The following is a 15,131-nucleotide window of genomic DNA, read 5'->3' as shown; positions in this document are numbered from 1 at the left end:
GGCGGTGACCGTCGTGACGACCGTGGCGGCCGTCCCTTCGAGCGTCGTGACAACGACCGCCCGGCGTTCAACCGCGACCGCCGTGACGAGCGCCCCTCGGGCGGCTTCCGCTCCGGTGGCGGTGACCGTCGTGACGACCGTGGCGGCCGTCCCTTCGAGCGTCGTGACAACGACCGCCCGGCGTTCAACCGCGACCGCCGTGACGAGCGCCCGTCCGGTGGCTTCCGCTCCGGCGGCGGCGACCGTCCGTTCAACCGTGACCGTCGCGACGACCGTCCCGCGGGCGGCTTCCGCTCCGGTGGCGCCGACCGTCCGACCGGCCGTCGTGACGACCACCGCGGTGGCACCGGCACGGGTACCGGCACCGGCACCTTCGGCCGCCGTGACGACAAGCCGCGCTGGAAGCGCAACGGCTGAGCGGCGCTGACAGCCGACTGACCCGCAGGGCCCGTACGACACCCCGGTGGCGTACGGGCCCTGCGGCGTTTCCGGCGTCCGTCCCAGGGCATCGCTGGGGGCATGACACACGACGAAGCCGTGGCGGCCGAGCCGCCGCCCGATGCCCCCCGGGGGCCGTCCAATTCCGCCGCTGCCGCCGTCCCTGCTCCCGCACCCGCTCCTGCCCCCGCTGCCGCCCCCGCTGCCGCCTCCGACGAGGAGCGGCTGGCGGAGCTCGGCTACACGCAGGTGCTCGCCCGCCGGATGTCCGCCTTCTCCAACTACGCCGTCTCGTTCACGATCATCTCGGTGCTCTCCGGCTGTCTGACGCTGTATCTGTTCGGCATGAACACCGGCGGCCCCGTCCTCATCACCTGGGGCTGGGTCGGGGTGGGCCTGATGACGCTGTTCGTCGGCCTGGCGATGGCGGAGATCTGTTCGGCGTACCCGACGTCCGCCGGGCTCTACTTCTGGGCCCACCGCCTCGCACCGCCGCGATCGGCCGCGGCGTGGGCCTGGTTCGCCGGCTGGTTCAACGTCCTCGGTCAGGTCGCCGTCACCGCAGGGGTCGACTTCGGTGCCGCGTCGTTCCTCGGGGCGTACCTCAACCTGCAGTTCGGCTTCGAGGTCACTCCAGGCCGCACGATCCTCCTCTTCGCGGCGATCCTGGTCCTCCACGGCCTCCTGAACACGTTCGGAGTCGGCATCGTCGCCGCTCTCAACAACATCAGCGTGTGGTGGCACGTCGTCGGGGTCGCCGTCATCGTGGGCGCGCTCACCTTCGTGCCGGACTCCCACCGGTCGGCGTCGTACGTCTTCACCGAGTTCGTCAACAACACCGGCTGGGGCAGCGGCTTCTACGTCGTGATGATCGGCCTGCTGATGGCCCAGTACACCTTCACCGGCTACGACGCCTCCGCCCACATGACCGAGGAGACCCACGACGCCGCCGTGGCGGGTCCCCGGGGCATCGTGCGGTCCATCTGGACGTCCTGGATCGCCGGCTTCGTGCTCCTGCTGGGCTTCACCTTCGCCATCCAGTCCTACGACGGGGCCCTGAACTCACCGACCGGAGCCCCACCCGCCCAGATCCTGCTGGACGCGCTCGGCGCCACCACGGGCAAGCTCCTGCTGCTCGTCGTCATCGGCGCCCAGCTGTTCTGCGGCATGGCCTCGGTGACCGCCAACAGCCGGATGATCTACGCCTTCTCGCGCGACGGGGCCCTGCCCCTCTCGCGCCTCTGGCACACGGTCAGCCCCCGCACCCGCACCCCCGTCGCGGCGGTCTGGCTCGCGGCGCTCGGCGCACTGGCCCTGGGCCTCCCGTACCTGATCAACGTGACCGCGTACGCCGCCGTCACCTCCATCGCGGTCATCGGCCTCTACATCGCCTACGTCATCCCCACCCTGCTCCGGCTGCTGAGGGGCGACGACTTCACTCCCGGCCCCTGGCACCTGGGCCGTTGGTCCCGGCCCGTCGGCGTCGTGGCGGTGGCCTGGGTCACGGTGATCACCGTCCTGTTCATGCTGCCGCAGGTCTCGCCCGTCACCTGGGAGACCTTCAACTACGCACCGCTGGCCGTCCTGGTCGTCCTGGGTTTCGCCGCCGTCCGGTGGCTGACATCGGCCCGCCACTGGTTCCTTCGACAGTCCACCCCCGCTCACCCGCCCGCGGACTGACCACAGGCGCACCACGGCACGACGGGGCCCGGCACCCGATACCCGATCGGCTGCCGGGTCCGGTGCGGTTATGCTCGGGGGGTGATCCATCAGGGGCCGTTAGCTCAATTGGTCAGAGCAGCGGACTTTTAATCCGTTGGTTGTGGGTTCGAGTCCCACACGGCCTACCCCTGGACCCCAGCTCGGAGCACGCGAGAGCTGGGGTCCCTCTCATGTCCGCCGACCCTCGGCGGGAACGTCTCCGGCCGCAGAGGGCCCGAGCGGACGACGAACCGCCGTCGCGAAGCCCCGCCGTGTGTGCGGCCGGGTCTCCCGGCGCTACTTCCAGCGGCTGCGGCTGCGACGAGGTCGGCGCACCGCGGGTCGATCCACGCCGCCGGCTGGAGGACAGCAGGAGGCGCCTGGCTGGCTGGGGTCGGAAGCGGTCGGCTGACAGGGGCCTCGGGGAGGGTTCCTCGACCGGCCGCGCGCCCACGCTCGGCGAGGGCTGCGAGCCGAACACGGTACGGCCCCGCGCCGGTCGCGAAGGCCGGGACGGCCCTGCGGGACGAGCGCAGGGGGTTGCGCTAGTCCAGGCCCTCCTCCCTGAGGTCGTACATCAGGAGGAACGTGCGGTAGGTGTCCGCGGACACGTCCTGGCAGATCTCGGGCCGGTTCGTCGCGGTCGACGTGTTGTCGAGCGCCCGGCGGCAGGCCTCTTCCGTCTCCGCCCGGGTCGGGATGCTCGACAGGAACGCGGCGACCAGCAGGACCACCGAGAGGACGACCACGCCGATAGGGATGCGCATGGTCTCCCAACGACCGTGCGGCCCGCCCGGTCACTCGGGGACCGTCACCCGGGGATGTCGCTCGGAGCCGTCGCTCGCGCGCTCGATACTCGCAGGCCCGGTGCTCGTGGGCCTGACGCTCGCGGGCCGACGCTCGCGGGCCGATGCGCACGGGCGCGGCGGCTCGCGGGCCCCTCGCAGGCGCGCTGCCGGCCCGTCGTACCCCGGCGATCAACTGCGGCAGGTCACTCGGCGTCGTCGCTGAACGGCGGCAGGTCGGGCTCGACGAACAGCCCGGCGTACTGCGGGGTGGGAAGCGGCGCCGGTCCCGTCTCCGTGGCCGCGGCCGAACCGTCGGGGTGCCGCTGCGTCGTGGATGCGGGCATGTCGGTCATCGAGTGTCCTGTACGTAGGTGTGTGCGGTGAAGAGCCCGTGACCGGGCCGACAAGAGTGCCGGGGCCGGTTCCGACCGGGAGGGCGGTGAGGTGCCGCTGCCGGTGCCGCGCCGCTCCGGGGGCGTCCGGACCATCATGCGGTGCAAGCAGACTGTAACCCTCGGAGCACGGCTTTCCCTCTGTATTCCGGTGCCCGGCACGTGGTCAGTGCGACGGGGTGGGCTCGATGTTGTGGTTTGCGTGGAAGAGGTTGAGCGGATCGTAGGCCTGCTTGACCTCCGCGAGCCGGTCGTAGTGGCCCCGGTAGGTGGACCGGACCCGTTCCTGGGACTCGCCCGCGCCGATGAAGTTCACGTACGCGCCGCCCATGGAGTGCGGGTGCAGGGCGTCCCAGTAGTCCGTGGCCCACTGCCGGAGCGCCTCCGCGTTCGCCGGGTCGGGGTCGATCCCCGCGATGACACCGGACCACCGGGCGTCGCGGTACGACCAGGCGGTGTCGTCCGGACCGACACGGCCGGCGGCCCCGTCCACCGGATAGAGGTGCATGGTCGACAGGCCGGTGGGGAGCCGCTGCGCGAAGTCGGCGTGCACGTCGACGGCGTCGTCCGTGATCCGGTCGAAGAAGTCACCGCGCCAGTACCACTGGAGGCCGGTGGGAAGCAGCGGGTCGAACATCTGCTGCAGGGCGGGGTAGGGCATCGGGGACGTGAAGTGGAAGGCGGGCGGGCCCGGCTCGTTCACCACGGCGAGGGTGTCGCCCAGCGCGGCCGGGTCGGCCGTCGAACACCAGATGACCCCGCACATCTTCCGGCCGTGGATCTCCTCGGGGAACGGCGGACCGGGCGGGACGGTCAGCGAGGCGAAGAAGCCGTACAGCTCGTCCGGTGCCTGTGGCAGGAAGTCGCGGTACCACCGCAGTACGTCGCGGAAGAGGTCGAGCGGCCACAGGGTCATCGCGACGCCCACCGTGTCCACGGGGTGCAGAGCGAAATCGAACGAGGTGACGATGCCGAAGTTGCCGCCGCCCCCGCGCAGTGCCCAGAACAGGTCGGCGTGCTCGGTGTCGTTCGCGCTGACGTACGTGCCGTCGGCCAGGACGACGTCGGCGGAGACCAGGTTGTCCACCGTGAGCCCGTAGGCACGGGTGAGGTAGCCGTGCCCGCCGCCGAGCGTCAGACCACCGACGCCGGTCGTCGACTGGATGCCCGCCGGCGTGGCGAGGCCGAACGCGTGCGTGGCGTGGTCGAGGTCGCCCAGCCGGGCGCCTCCGTCCGCCTGGGCCGTCTGGGTGGCCGGGTCGACGCGTACGCCGCGCATACCGGAGAGGTCGAGCATCACCGAGTCGTCGACCAGGCAGAGGCCCGGGCCGCTGTGCCCGCCGCCCCGCACGGCCACGTCCAGGCCGTGGCCACGGACGAAGTCGACGGCCGCCATGACGTCCGCGGTGTCGTGGCAGCGGACCACCGCGGCCGGTGACCGGTCGATCATCGCGTTGTAGATGGTGCGCGCCCGCCCGTACTCCTGATCCCCCGGCCCGATGACCGGTCCGCGCAGTGCGTCTCGCATCGTCTCGAGCGTGGTGGCGTCCATGGCCGACCGTCTTCCTGCCGAAGCGCGTGTTCCGGTGCCCCCGGTCCCTCCGTCCCGACGTCGATGCGGTCGCCGCGTGCGCCGGCGGAGGTCTCCGTGCCCGTGCCCGCACCCGGGACGGCCCGGTGGGCAGGAACGGACACCGAGGGGCTGGTGCTTCCAGCGTCCCGCCGTCGTGACGAGCGTGCAATCGTGGCGCGGGCGCCTTTCGGGTCAAGCGTCGGGCCGTCCCGGAGGCGTGACGGCCCTGCGCGGTGACGCGGGGGCGGGCGCGCGGCGTACGCCGTCATCGGTCTGGTCGGGCCCTCGGTCGGGTCGTCGGTCGGCAAGGGACGTGGCGACCGGCAGGGGACGGTACGGCGCTTCTTCGAGAACGGACCCGCGCACGGCAACCGCCTCACGCACCGCACTCGTTGGTGCGGCCGACGCGGAAAAACGGGCCTCGGTCGGGGGCGTGGCGGCGGGGAGTGGTCATGAGCGCCTCCCGGATGCCGTAGAGTTGCAATCACAACGGCGCGGGGTGGAGCAGCTCGGTAGCTCGCTGGGCTCATAACCCAGAGGTCGCAGGTTCAAATCCTGTCCCCGCTACTAGAAGACAGAGGCCCGGATCCTTCCAAGGATCCGGGCCTCTGTCGTGTGCGCCTTTGACCCGTCCCCGGTTACCTGCACGCACCCACGCACGCCTGCCCCCGCACGCGCTCCCCGCGGTGCGCTTGACCTTGACGCCGCGTAAAGATCTAGCGTTTCCGGCATGGAGTGGTCCATCCAGGAAATCGCCAGAAGAGCCAGCACCACGAGCCGCACGCTCCGGCACTACGGAGATCTCGGTCTCCTCACGCCCAGCCGGATCGGGGCCAACGGCTACCGCTACTACGACCAGGACGCCCTCGTCCGGCTGCAGCGTGTCCTGCTGCTCCGGGAGCTCGGGCTCTCGCTGTCCGCCATCAGGGACGTACTGGAGGGGCAGCGGGACACCTCGGCGGCGCTGAGGGCCCATCTGTGCCTGCTGGAGCAGGAGCGGGAGCGCATCGGCCGGCAGATCGCCTCGGTGCGGACCACACTTCACAGGACCGAGGAGGGGAAGGAACTCATGCCCGGAGACGTACTCGACGGCTTCGACCACACGGTGTACGAGGAGGAGGTGACCGGACTTTGGGGCCGGGAGGCGTACGAGCGCGGTGACCGCTGGTGGCGCGGCCTGAGCCCGGCCGAGCGGACCGCCTTCCAGCAGACGCACGACGCGATCGCCCGGGACTACGGGGAGGCCAGGGCGGCGGGCCTCGACGCGGACGGCGAGGTGGCGCAGGACATCGCCCGCCGGCACGTCGAGTGGTTGTCGGTCACCGCCAGGGTCACCCGGTCGTATGTGATCGGCATCGGCGAGATGTATGTCGCCGATCCGCGCTTCGGGAAGAACTACGATCGGTACGGGGACGGCACCGCCGTCTTCGTACGGGATGCACTGACGTCGTACGCGCGGCACCGGCTCCCCGGCTGACCTCCGGGGGCGGGGATCCGGTGCGCTCCTCCCTTCGGCCCATGCCGGGCCGCCGCACGGCGCGGCTCCGGCGGGCCGGGGCGGTGCGCGGTACCGTCCGCAGCCGTGGGCGGACCGGGCAGGAGTGCACAGGTGGGGATGCGGGAGAATCGGCGCGGGGGAGCAGTCGGCACCGCCCGCGCCCGGCGGCTCGTGCGTGTGCTGCCGGGTCTGATGATCGGGATCGGGGTGCTCGTCGACCTCGTGACCCCGGCCGAGGTCACGGCCGTACCGCTGTTCGCGGCGGCCCCTCTGCTCGCGGCTCCGTTCTTCTCGCTCGCCAGCACCGTCCGTACCGGAGCGGCCGCGATCCTGGTGGTCCTCGCCATCCGGCTCTACGACGGCAGGCTCACCGAGGTGGTGCCGCTCAGCGATCTGCTGACCCTGGTCACCGTCTCCGGCCTCGCCCTCGTCACCAACGCCGTCGTCCGCCGCAGCAACGAGCAACTGGCCTCGGCCCGGGTGATCGCGGAGACCGCGATGCGGGCGGTGCTCCCCGCGCCGGACGACCGTATCGGCGGGCTGCTGGTCGCGGCACGCTACGAGGCGGCGCAGGCGGACGAGTTCGTCGGCGGGGACCTGTTCGCCATCGCGGACACGCCGCACGGGGTGCGGCTGGTCGTCGGGGACGTGCGGGGCAAGGGGCTCGATGCCGTGGGGGCGGTGGCCGTGGTGATCGGGGCGTTCCGGGAGGCGGCCGAACAGGAGCTGTCGCTGGAGGGGGTCGCCCAGCGGCTGGAGCGAGCGCTGGCCCGGGAGGGCACGCGGCGCGGCGGGCTCGACTCCATGGAGGGGTTCGTCACCGTTGTGCTCGCCGAGATCCCGGCGGGTTCGGACACCTTGCGGATCGTCAACCGCGGTCATCCCGAGCCGATCCTGCTGCACGCGGACGGGGCGCTCGACGTGCTGGCACCCAGCGTGCCCGCCCTGCCGATCGGCATGGGTCTCGACGCGTCACCGGACCGCTCGGACGAATGGGCCATGCCGGCCGGGGCGACGCTCCTGGCCTTCACGGACGGGCTCTCCGAGGCACGGAACGCGGCCGGGGCCTTCTACGACCCGGCGGACCGGCTGCGGGGCCGGATCTTCCCAGGACCTGAGGAACTGCTCTCCGCACTCACCGACGACGTGCGCCTGCACACCGGTGGCCGGTCGACGGACGACATGGCACTCCTCGCGGTCGGGCGGCCCGCCCGGGGGCAGTCGGAGCGTCGGACCACGGTGAAGATCGTGGGCCGGGGCGACGGGTGACCGCCCGCGACCGTGCGTGAACACCGCGTCGACTTCCATAACGTTTGACGCACCGTCAGAAACTGGCGTTACGTGCGGGACCTGGTCGCTCGCCCGGTTAGGGGTATTTTACCCCGGAACGGGCGGGGTGAGAGTGCGAACGATCAACCGGAACGGCTTGGAATCGAGGGCTGCTGTCTATTAACGTTCGATAACGCAGCGCGGTTGTCCCAGTCGTCGTCAGAGGCGGCGCCGTGCGCGAGCGCCGAATTCCGCAAGGGAACCGGGGAACCACCTACATGGGGTGAATCGGGCACCTGCGTCTCGACAGAGACGAAGGGACCCGTAGGAGACCTTCCTGCTCCGAACCCGTCAGCTAACCCGGTAGGCGATAAGGAAGGAAAGGAGTGCGCCCACGTGGCGTCGAATCAGCCTGCCCCCGAGGCCCCGTCACCCTTCAGGACCGATGCGTTCGGTGGCGAGGAGAGGGTGTGGGAGGAGTGGAATCCCACCGAGGAATCCATCCGCCCCGTACGCGGCAGGCACCGCGTGGCCAAACAGCGAGGTCTCGCCCGTAGCTCCACCGTCCTCGGCGTCGGCGTCATCGCGGCCGTCGGTGCGGGTGGCATGGCCACCGCGCAGAGCAAGCCGCCGGTCTCCATCTCTCTTCCCGATGTCTCATCCCTTCCCGGAGTCGGGGCTTTCATGTCCGGCGACGCCGGGACGGCCGACGAGACCGTCACCGCGGCCGCCCCACTGACCACGGCGGGCATCACCGCGGCCGAGGCCGAACAGGGAACGACCGACGCCGGTGAGGCGCTGCGCGCCCGCATCCTCCAGCAGGCCGAGCAGCAGCAGGCCGGAGCCGATGCCGAGGCCAGGGCCGCGCAGGAGAAGGCGGCCGCCGAGGAGGCCGCGGCCCGGGCGGCGAAGGAGCAGAGCAAGGCGGAGGCCGAAGCCGCGGCCGAGAAGAAGGCGGCGGAGGAGGCGGCGAAGAAGAAGGCGGAGGCCGAGCGCCTCGCGAAACTCGCCGCCAGTTACGCCCTGCCGACGTCCTCCTACACGATCACGTCGACCTACGGCCAGGCCGGTTCGATGTGGTCCTCCGGCCACCACACCGGCCTGGACTTCGCCGCGCCCACCGGCACCCCGGTCAAGGCCGTCCACGGCGGAACGGTGAAGTCGGCCGGCTGGTCGGGGTCGTACGGCTACCGCACGGTCCTCGAGCTCGAGGACGGTACGGAGATCTGGTACTGCCACCAGTCCTCGATGGACGTGACGGCCGGTCAGACGGTCGGCACGGGCGACACCATCGGCCGTGTCGGCGCCACGGGCAACGTGACCGGCCCGCACCTCCACCTGGAGGTCCACACCGCTGACGGGTCGGGCATCGACCCCATGAGCTGGCTGCGCGGCAAGGGCCTGTCGATCTGAGCCCACACGCCGGCGCGCGGCGCGGCGCACCACGGCGGTCCTGACGCACATGGCGTCCGGGCCGCCGTTCCGCGTGTGCGGGGCCTCCGCGCCGTCACGGCGTACCGCCTACCGGTGCGGGGGATGCCGACGGTCGGGCTGCTGCCCGGCCTCCCGGGCATACGGGTTGGGGCCGCTGTAGTGGCGGTGCGGCGCGGGCGGGTGCGGCGGGGCGTAGGGCCGCTGGTGGGGCAGCGGTCCGGGTGGGTACGGCTGGGAGTAGGGCCGCTCGTGGGGGTACGGGCCGGACGAGGGCAACCGGTGGGCGCGTATCCGTCCCGTCGCGTACGCCGCGTACGTGAGGGCGGGGCCCGCGACGTCCCGGCGCTGCCACAGGTGGTGCAGCAACTCCCGCTCCCGTACGGCGAAGTCCGGGCCGGCCCCGTCGTGGCGGGCCCTGCGGCGCAGCATCGCCAGCGAGGTGGCGAACAGCTCGTACTCCGCGACCGCTCGGGCCGCGGCCCTGCCCCGGGCGTGGTCCGGGTGGCCGTTCCAGTGCCTGGCCATGTCGCGGGCCAGGCCACGCGCCCGCATGGAGGCGAGCGCGAGCGGCTCCACGGGGCCGAGCCAGCCCGCCGCCGCGTAGACGGGCAGCTCCCCGGCGAGCGTCCGCAGCTCCCGCTGGCGCGACCAGACGGCCAGCCACGTCACCAGCCCGAACGCCGGGACCATGAAGACCCCGTAGACCACGTAGAAGCCGTACGTGCCGAAGGCGGACGAGCCGTTCCACAGGGCGTGCATGCCCATGGCGAGGAGGAGCCCGGCCGGCGGCAGGACGACCCGGCGCACCGGGTGACGCCTGCCGCCGAGCGCGGCGACACCGAAGCCGATGCCGGTGAGCACCGTGAACAGGGGATGCGCGAAGGGCGACATCACCACGCGCACGAAGAAGGTCCCGGCCGTCACGGAGGCGAAACCCGTGGTCCCCAACTGCTGGTCCTCACCGAAGGCGTTGCCCAGGTAGAGGATGTTCTCCGTGAAGGCGAAACCGGTCGCGGTGAAACCGGCGACCACGATGCCGTCGACGACACCGCCGAACTCCCGTCTGCGGAAGAGGAAGATCAGCAGGACGGCCGCCGCCTTGGCGCTCTCCTCGACGACCGGAGCGATCACCGTGGCGCCGAGGGTGTCGGCGCTCGCCGGATCCGCGGTGGCCGTCGCTATCCAGCGCGTCGCGAAGGTGTTCGCGGTGATGGCGACGAGGGCCGCCGCGCAGGCACCCCACGCGAAGGCGAACAGCAGATTGCGCCAGGGGCCGGGTTCCACCCGGTCCAGCCAGCGGAAGGCCGCCATGAGCAGCGGCACGGGCAGCACGGCCAGCCCCAGCCCCACCAGCAGGCCCCGCGTGCCGGTCTGTTCGCGCACCAGGGCCAGGAGGACCAGACCGCAGAGCGCGAGGACGCCGACCACCGCGCCGGCCCGGAACGCCTTGCTGCGCCAGACCATGCCGACGCGGCGGGGCCGGTAGCGCCACTGGCCTCGCTCGGGTACGGCGCCCAGGAACTCGTCGAGCCGCTGCTCCTCGAGAACCGGGACGGCCGGCTGCTGGTGCTGCGCGGACCCCTCGGACACCCGATGACCCTAACGAGAGGGACGGACACCCGGCCACGGTGCGATGTGCCGGGGGACCGTCGTTGGCTGATCAGTGACGTCCGGGACGTCCCCGGACGAGGGTGCCGCGGAGCGCTCAGCGGCGGCGGAACAGGAGGTCGTGGACGACGTGCCCCTTGTCGAGACCCTGGCTCTCGAAGCGGGTCAGCGGCCGGAAGGCGGGCCTGGGCGCGTAGCCGCCGTCCGCCCGGGTGTTCTCGAAGCGCGGGTGCGCCGTCAGGACCTCCAGCATCTGCTCCGCGTAGGGCTCCCAGTCCGTCGCGCAGTGGATCACCGCGCCCGGTTTCAGCCGCTGTGCCACCAGGTCGAGGAAGTCCGGCTGGATCAGCCTCCGCTTGTGATGCCGCTTCTTCGGCCAGGGGTCGGGGAAGTACACGCGGAGCCCGTCCAGCGACGCGGGCTCCAGCATCTCGCGGAGCAGGATGATCGCGTCGCCGTTGGCGACGCGGACGTTGGACAGGCCGGCCCGCTCCGCGAGACCGAGCAGGTTGCCCTGGCCGGGCGTGTGCACGTCGACGGCCAGGATGCCGGTGCCGGGATCGTCGGCCGCCATCCGGGCGGTGGCCTCGCCCATGCCGAAGCCGATCTCCAGGACCACCGGGAGGCCGTCGAACAGGGCCGGCAGGTCGAGGACGCGGCGGCCGTCGATGTCCAGGCCCCAGGTGGGCCACAGGCGCTGCAGGGCGTCCTCCTGGCCGGTGGTCACGCGGCTGCGGCGCGGCTGGAAGCTGCGGATCCGGCGCTCGTGGTGCGAGCCCGCGGGGTCGGCCGCGGGTCCGCCGGGGAAGCGTGGTTCCTGGCGCAGCCTGCGCTGGCGCTCGAAGGAGGCGGCGCGCCGCGCCTCGGCGTCGCTTCCGAGGTCGCCGGGCGTCTCGGGGGTGGGATTCAGGGACTCAGACACAATGACCCGATTCTACGGCGGGCGGTCTCCACCCCGTCGCACGCGCGCTCTCCAGAGCCCGCCGGGCCACCTCCCGCCCGAGCGGCAGCACGGCGGCGGGGGCCGGCGTGTTCAGCACGTGCACGGTGTGGAGGGCCTCCCGGACGAGGAGGCCGTCCACCGGCGTGCCGTCACCGAGCACCGCCCGCGCGGCCACGCCCGCGGGCGCCGGGCGCAGATCGTCCTCCGTCACCTCGGGCAGCAGTCGCTGGACGGCCCGGACGAGCGCCCGCTTCGACACGGACGTGCGCACCTCCTCGGCCGCGTACCGCCAGTGGCGCCGCGCGATGCGCCAGGAGGCGGGCCTGCCCACCATGGAGGCCGGACCGTGCCGGTGGGCGTCCGGCCGGGCGGACCGCTCGCCGGCCGGCGCAGGCACGGTGTCCGGCCCGACGCGGACGGTGCCGTCGACGCCCCGGGTGAGGCGGATCCCCGGGGCCGGCGCCGCCGGATCCGGCACCGGCCGGACCAGGCCCCGCACCAGCTCCGGCCGCGTCAGTGCGTAGTGCTCCTCGCGGTACGGCACGATCCGTACGCCGAGGTCGTCGCCCGCGAGCCGTGCCACCCGGCCGCTGTGCGGCCCCGCGCAGTTGACCAGGACGCGGGCGCGGATCACCTGGTCCCCGGACGCCCGCACCGCCACGCCCCAGGGGCGCCGGTCCACCGCGAGGACCTCCGCGCCGTACCGGACCCGTCCGCCCGCCGCGCCCACCTCGGCCGCCAGCCGGGAGGCCACCGCGGAGACGTCACACACCCCGGCCGTCGCGATCCGGACCGCCGCCAGGCCGCGCAGGTGGGGTTCGTACTCCGCGATCTGGACGGGACCGAGCTCCCGGACCGGCAGACCGTGGGCCCGGCCGCGCTGCGCCAGCGCGTGGAGGCGGGGCAGCTCACTGCTCGCGGTGGCCACGATCAGCTCGTCCCTCGTGGCGTGGGCGATGCCGTGGTCCGCGCAGAAGCCGGCCAGCTCGGCGCGGCCCCGCACGGCACAGCGCGCGCCGAGGGTCCCCGGGGCGTGGTGGATGCCACTGGGCAGCACTCCGGTGTCGCCGCCGGGCGGGTGACGGGCGGGGTCCCGGTCCTTCTCGAGCACCGTGACCCGGGTGCCGGGCGCGGAACGCGTGAGCGCGTAGGCGGCCGACAGGCCGGCGATCCCGCCACCGATCACCAGTACGTCGCAGTCGTACGCCGCGTGCGTCGTCATCACGCCACCTCCCACCCCGATAGTGCACTGACCCACTGACAACGGACTCAAACCCCGGGGAGCGGGGGCGTGGCGGAGGACCCGCTCCCCGGTTCCGGGCATACCGGGGCGTTCCAACATCCGGCGACGCCGGGGAAGCGCGCCCGGGGAAGTCCGGGGGCGCCGAGGGGGGGTGGGGCCGCCGGGGGCGGTGCGGCCGGGCGGCGCTACGCGGGGGAGACGAGAAGCGGACGCGCCCGCTCCCGCAGCTCCGCCACACGGGGTTCGTCGCCGTACGGTTCGAGGCGGTGCAGCAGGTCGCGCACGTACTCCGTGGTGCGGGCCGAGGAGATGCGCCCCGCCACCTCCACGGCGCGGGTGCCCGCCGCGCAGGCCGCGTCGAGGTTGCCCGACTCCAGCTCGGCGACCGCCGACACCACGAGGCGCAGCCCGTGCGAGCGGACGAACTCCTCCGTCGGTCTGGACAGCGCCTGCTCGGTGAAGCGCCGCACCTGACGGGGAGCCTTGAGGTCGCGGTAGCACTCGGCGGCGTCGGCGGCGAAGCGGTCGTAGGAGTAGAAACCCAGCCAGGAGGGGTCGCTGTCCCCGGCTCTGGAGCGCTCCAGCCAGCTTTCGGCCGCCTTGAGCGCGGCGGCGGCGGCCGGGGCGTCGGACGCCTTCGCGTGGGCGCGCGCCTCCACGAGCCGGAAGAAGCTCATGGTGCGGGCGGTGGCCAGACCCCGGTTGCGCTCCACGGCCGCCTGCGCGAGGTCCACGCCTTCGTCGGCGAAGCCCCGGTAGGTGGCCTGCAGGGACATCGACGCCAGGACGTAACCGCCGAGCGGGACGTCGGCGGCGGCTCGGGCCAGGCGCAGGGCCTGGATGTAGTAGCGCTGGGCGGCCTCCTGCTGGCCGGTGTCGAAGGCCATCCAGCCGGCGAGCCGGGTCAGCTCGGCCGAGGCCCCGAAGAGGGCCCGGCCCACCTCGTCGCTGTACGAGCCCAGCAACAGGGGTGCGGCGTCGACGCGTAAGCACTCCGGGACCATGGAGGAACGCCAGTCCCCGCCGCCGTACTTGGAGTCCCAGCGGCGCGCGTCCTGGGCGGCCTCGCGCAGTTTCATGACGTCGCTGTGGCCGACCCGCAGGGGGGAGGCGTCGGAGACGCTGTCCGGGCCCGGCTGGAGGGGTACCCCCGCCGACCCTCCGTGCGCCCCGGGTGCGCCCTGTCCGCCCAGGAGTGCTGCCCGGGCGACTGCCGAATCCCGGGCGACGGACGAGTCGGCGGGCGTGATGAGCCACCGGGAGGCGGGAGTCGCGTACGCGCTCACCGCGAAGGAGCCCGCCAGCGACTGCCAGATCCCGCCACCGCCCCGGCGCCCCGCCAGGTCGAGGCGGTACAGATCGGTCGCCGAACGGACGGCCTCCCCCACGTCGCGGGGGAAGGCCAGCCCGACCTCCGGCGCCGGATCGGCGTCGGCGAGCCCGATCTCGTGAAGGGGCACCGGGCGGCCGAGTTTCGCCCCTATCGCGGCCGCGATGAGGTGGGGCGCCGCACCTTGCGGAACCATGCCCTTCGCGACCCAGCGGGCGACCGACGTCTTGTCGTACCGAAGAGTCAGGCCGCGCTGTGCTCCGAGGTCGTTGACCCGCCGGGCGAGGCCGGCGTTGCTGATTCCCGCGAGGGCGAGAACCGTGCCGAGCTTCTCGTTCGGCCCGCGTTGCTCCCTGGACATGCGCCACCCCTCGACACACAGACGGCCGCCGCGACACCGTCGGGCGCGCGGCATTCGTACCGTGTCCTCCCCCGGTACGGTCCCGGGCACTCCGGCCGCACACGCATTTGGCCAGGCCCCTTGGAATATGCCGCACCGCTGAGAACATCAGTCAACACAGCGTAGTTCGCCGCATCCCTACCGTTAAGGGGCAGACGTCCGGATGGCGGGAAAGTCGTCAACCTGAGTGGAGTGCGCCCCTCCCGCCTGCCACCGCGAGGGCGCCTGCGCACGCGTGACGTGTGCGCCGCGCGCGGAGGGACGGGGCGGCCACCGCACGGGGCCGGGCGGTGGTGCCGTGCCCCTGACGTGTGGCCGTGCGCCCGGCCGTGCGCCTTGGCCCGGCCGCGGCGGAAACGCTTCCATGAGTCCTGCGTGGGTCGGCCCGCTGCACTGGACTCGGCGGGCTGGGGGAGACCGCCGCCCCAATCCCCGCGGGCGGCGAACCGGTCCGGGAGGTGACGAACACCTCCCGGACCGTGCGCGGTAGGACGGCCCAGGGGGGCGGACGTGG

General features: G+C 72.9%; 11 protein-coding genes, 2 tRNA genes, 1 pseudogene and 1 riboswitch. Of the genes and pseudogenes, 7 read left to right on the top strand and 7 right to left on the bottom strand.

Annotated features, from left to right (window positions below):
* The 3 genes and pseudogenes from ABZ371_RS09950 to ABZ371_RS09940 all read left to right on the top strand — a co-directional run.
* Positions 1-417 (top strand): annotated as a pseudogene (locus ABZ371_RS09950) (RNA helicase); the annotation flags it as partial.
* Between the two features lie 102 nt (positions 418-519).
* Entirely contained in the window at positions 520-2,118 is a 1,599-nt protein-coding gene (locus ABZ371_RS09945; RefSeq protein WP_358676076.1) for an amino acid permease, read from the top strand.
* Positions 2,119-2,211: 93 nt separating this feature from the next.
* A tRNA-Lys gene (locus tag ABZ371_RS09940) sits at positions 2,212-2,285 on the top strand.
* 399 nt (positions 2,286-2,684) lie between these two features.
* Here ABZ371_RS09940 and ABZ371_RS09935 read toward each other — a convergent pair.
* The 3 genes from ABZ371_RS09935 to ABZ371_RS09925 form a co-directional block, all read right to left on the bottom strand.
* On the bottom strand, positions 2,685-2,906 hold the full coding sequence (locus ABZ371_RS09935) for a hypothetical protein (protein WP_358676073.1): 222 nt from the start codon (positions 2,904-2,906) through the stop codon (positions 2,685-2,687).
* Between the two features lie 224 nt (positions 2,907-3,130).
* Positions 3,131-3,280 (bottom strand): hypothetical protein, encoded by a 150-nt coding sequence (locus tag ABZ371_RS09930; RefSeq protein WP_358676071.1) that lies wholly within the window; start codon positions 3,278-3,280, stop codon positions 3,131-3,133.
* A gap of 205 nt (positions 3,281-3,485) precedes the next feature.
* Complete coding sequence (locus ABZ371_RS09925) at positions 3,486-4,871, bottom strand: FAD-binding oxidoreductase (protein WP_358676068.1); 1,386 nt, start codon at positions 4,869-4,871, stop codon at positions 3,486-3,488.
* Between the two features lie 514 nt (positions 4,872-5,385).
* Between ABZ371_RS09925 and ABZ371_RS09920 the strand changes: the two genes are divergently transcribed.
* From ABZ371_RS09920 to ABZ371_RS09905, 4 genes are all read left to right on the top strand, one after another.
* Positions 5,386-5,459: transfer RNA gene (locus tag ABZ371_RS09920), tRNA-Met, on the top strand.
* Between the two features lie 163 nt (positions 5,460-5,622).
* Positions 5,623-6,369, top strand: coding sequence for a TipAS antibiotic-recognition domain-containing protein (locus ABZ371_RS09915; protein ID WP_358676065.1), 747 nt, complete (start codon positions 5,623-5,625; stop codon positions 6,367-6,369).
* A 138-nt stretch (positions 6,370-6,507) separates the two neighbouring features.
* Positions 6,508-7,659: a PP2C family protein-serine/threonine phosphatase gene (locus tag ABZ371_RS09910; RefSeq protein WP_358676062.1), complete on the top strand. Its 1,152-nt coding sequence runs from the start codon at positions 6,508-6,510 to the stop codon at positions 7,657-7,659.
* Positions 7,660-7,891: 232 nt separating this feature from the next.
* Positions 7,892-8,044, top strand: a riboswitch (cyclic di-AMP (ydaO/yuaA leader).
* An 11-nt stretch (positions 8,045-8,055) separates the two neighbouring features.
* The gene (locus ABZ371_RS09905; RefSeq protein ID WP_358676060.1) at positions 8,056-9,072 is read left to right on the top strand and encodes a M23 family metallopeptidase; all 1,017 of its coding nucleotides are present in this window, start codon (positions 8,056-8,058) and stop codon (positions 9,070-9,072) included.
* A 108-nt stretch (positions 9,073-9,180) separates the two neighbouring features.
* Here the strand turns inward: ABZ371_RS09905 and ABZ371_RS09900 are convergent, their stop codons facing one another.
* From ABZ371_RS09900 to ABZ371_RS09885, 4 genes are all read right to left on the bottom strand, one after another.
* Positions 9,181-10,683 carry a PrsW family intramembrane metalloprotease gene (locus ABZ371_RS09900; RefSeq protein ID WP_358676058.1) on the bottom strand — a complete coding sequence of 501 codons (1,503 nt, stop codon included), beginning with the start codon at positions 10,681-10,683 and terminating at the stop codon, positions 9,181-9,183.
* 115 nt (positions 10,684-10,798) lie between these two features.
* Positions 10,799-11,611: a tRNA (guanosine(46)-N7)-methyltransferase TrmB gene (gene trmB, locus ABZ371_RS09895; RefSeq protein ID WP_358676097.1), complete on the bottom strand. Its 813-nt coding sequence runs from the start codon at positions 11,609-11,611 to the stop codon at positions 10,799-10,801.
* 4 nt (positions 11,612-11,615) lie between these two features.
* Entirely contained in the window at positions 11,616-12,866 is a 1,251-nt protein-coding gene (gene lhgO, locus ABZ371_RS09890; protein ID WP_358676056.1) for an L-2-hydroxyglutarate oxidase, read from the bottom strand.
* A gap of 206 nt (positions 12,867-13,072) precedes the next feature.
* A complete protein-coding gene (locus ABZ371_RS09885) occupies positions 13,073-14,578 on the bottom strand; it encodes a sporulation protein (protein WP_358676054.1) in 1,506 nt (501 codons plus the stop codon).
* Between the last annotated feature and the right edge of the window lie 553 nt (positions 14,579-15,131).

The sequence above is a fragment of the Streptomyces sp. NPDC005899 genome (assembly GCF_040629645.1).
GTDB lineage: Bacteria > Actinomycetota > Actinomycetes > Streptomycetales > Streptomycetaceae > Streptomyces.
The sequence above is the reverse complement of the archived record's forward strand: the minus strand, read 5'-3'. Positions and strand labels throughout refer to the sequence as shown.

Coding starts and splice junctions, on each gene's coding strand:
- ABZ371_RS09945 (WP_358676076.1), top strand. CDS start 520: ATGACACACGACGAAGCCGTGGCGGCCGAGCCGCCGCCCGATGCCCCC.
- ABZ371_RS09935 (WP_358676073.1), bottom strand. CDS start 2,906: ATGCGCATCCCTATCGGCGTGGTCGTCCTCTCGGTGGTCCTGCTGGTC.
- ABZ371_RS09930 (WP_358676071.1), bottom strand. CDS start 3,280: ATGACCGACATGCCCGCATCCACGACGCAGCGGCACCCCGACGGTTCG.
- ABZ371_RS09925 (WP_358676068.1), bottom strand. CDS start 4,871: ATGGACGCCACCACGCTCGAGACGATGCGAGACGCACTGCGCGGACCG.
- ABZ371_RS09915 (WP_358676065.1), top strand. CDS start 5,623: ATGGAGTGGTCCATCCAGGAAATCGCCAGAAGAGCCAGCACCACGAGC.
- ABZ371_RS09910 (WP_358676062.1), top strand. CDS start 6,508: ATGCGGGAGAATCGGCGCGGGGGAGCAGTCGGCACCGCCCGCGCCCGG.
- lhgO (WP_358676056.1), bottom strand. CDS start 12,866: ATGACGACGCACGCGGCGTACGACTGCGACGTACTGGTGATCGGTGGC.
- ABZ371_RS09885 (WP_358676054.1), bottom strand. CDS start 14,578: ATGTCCAGGGAGCAACGCGGGCCGAACGAGAAGCTCGGCACGGTTCTC.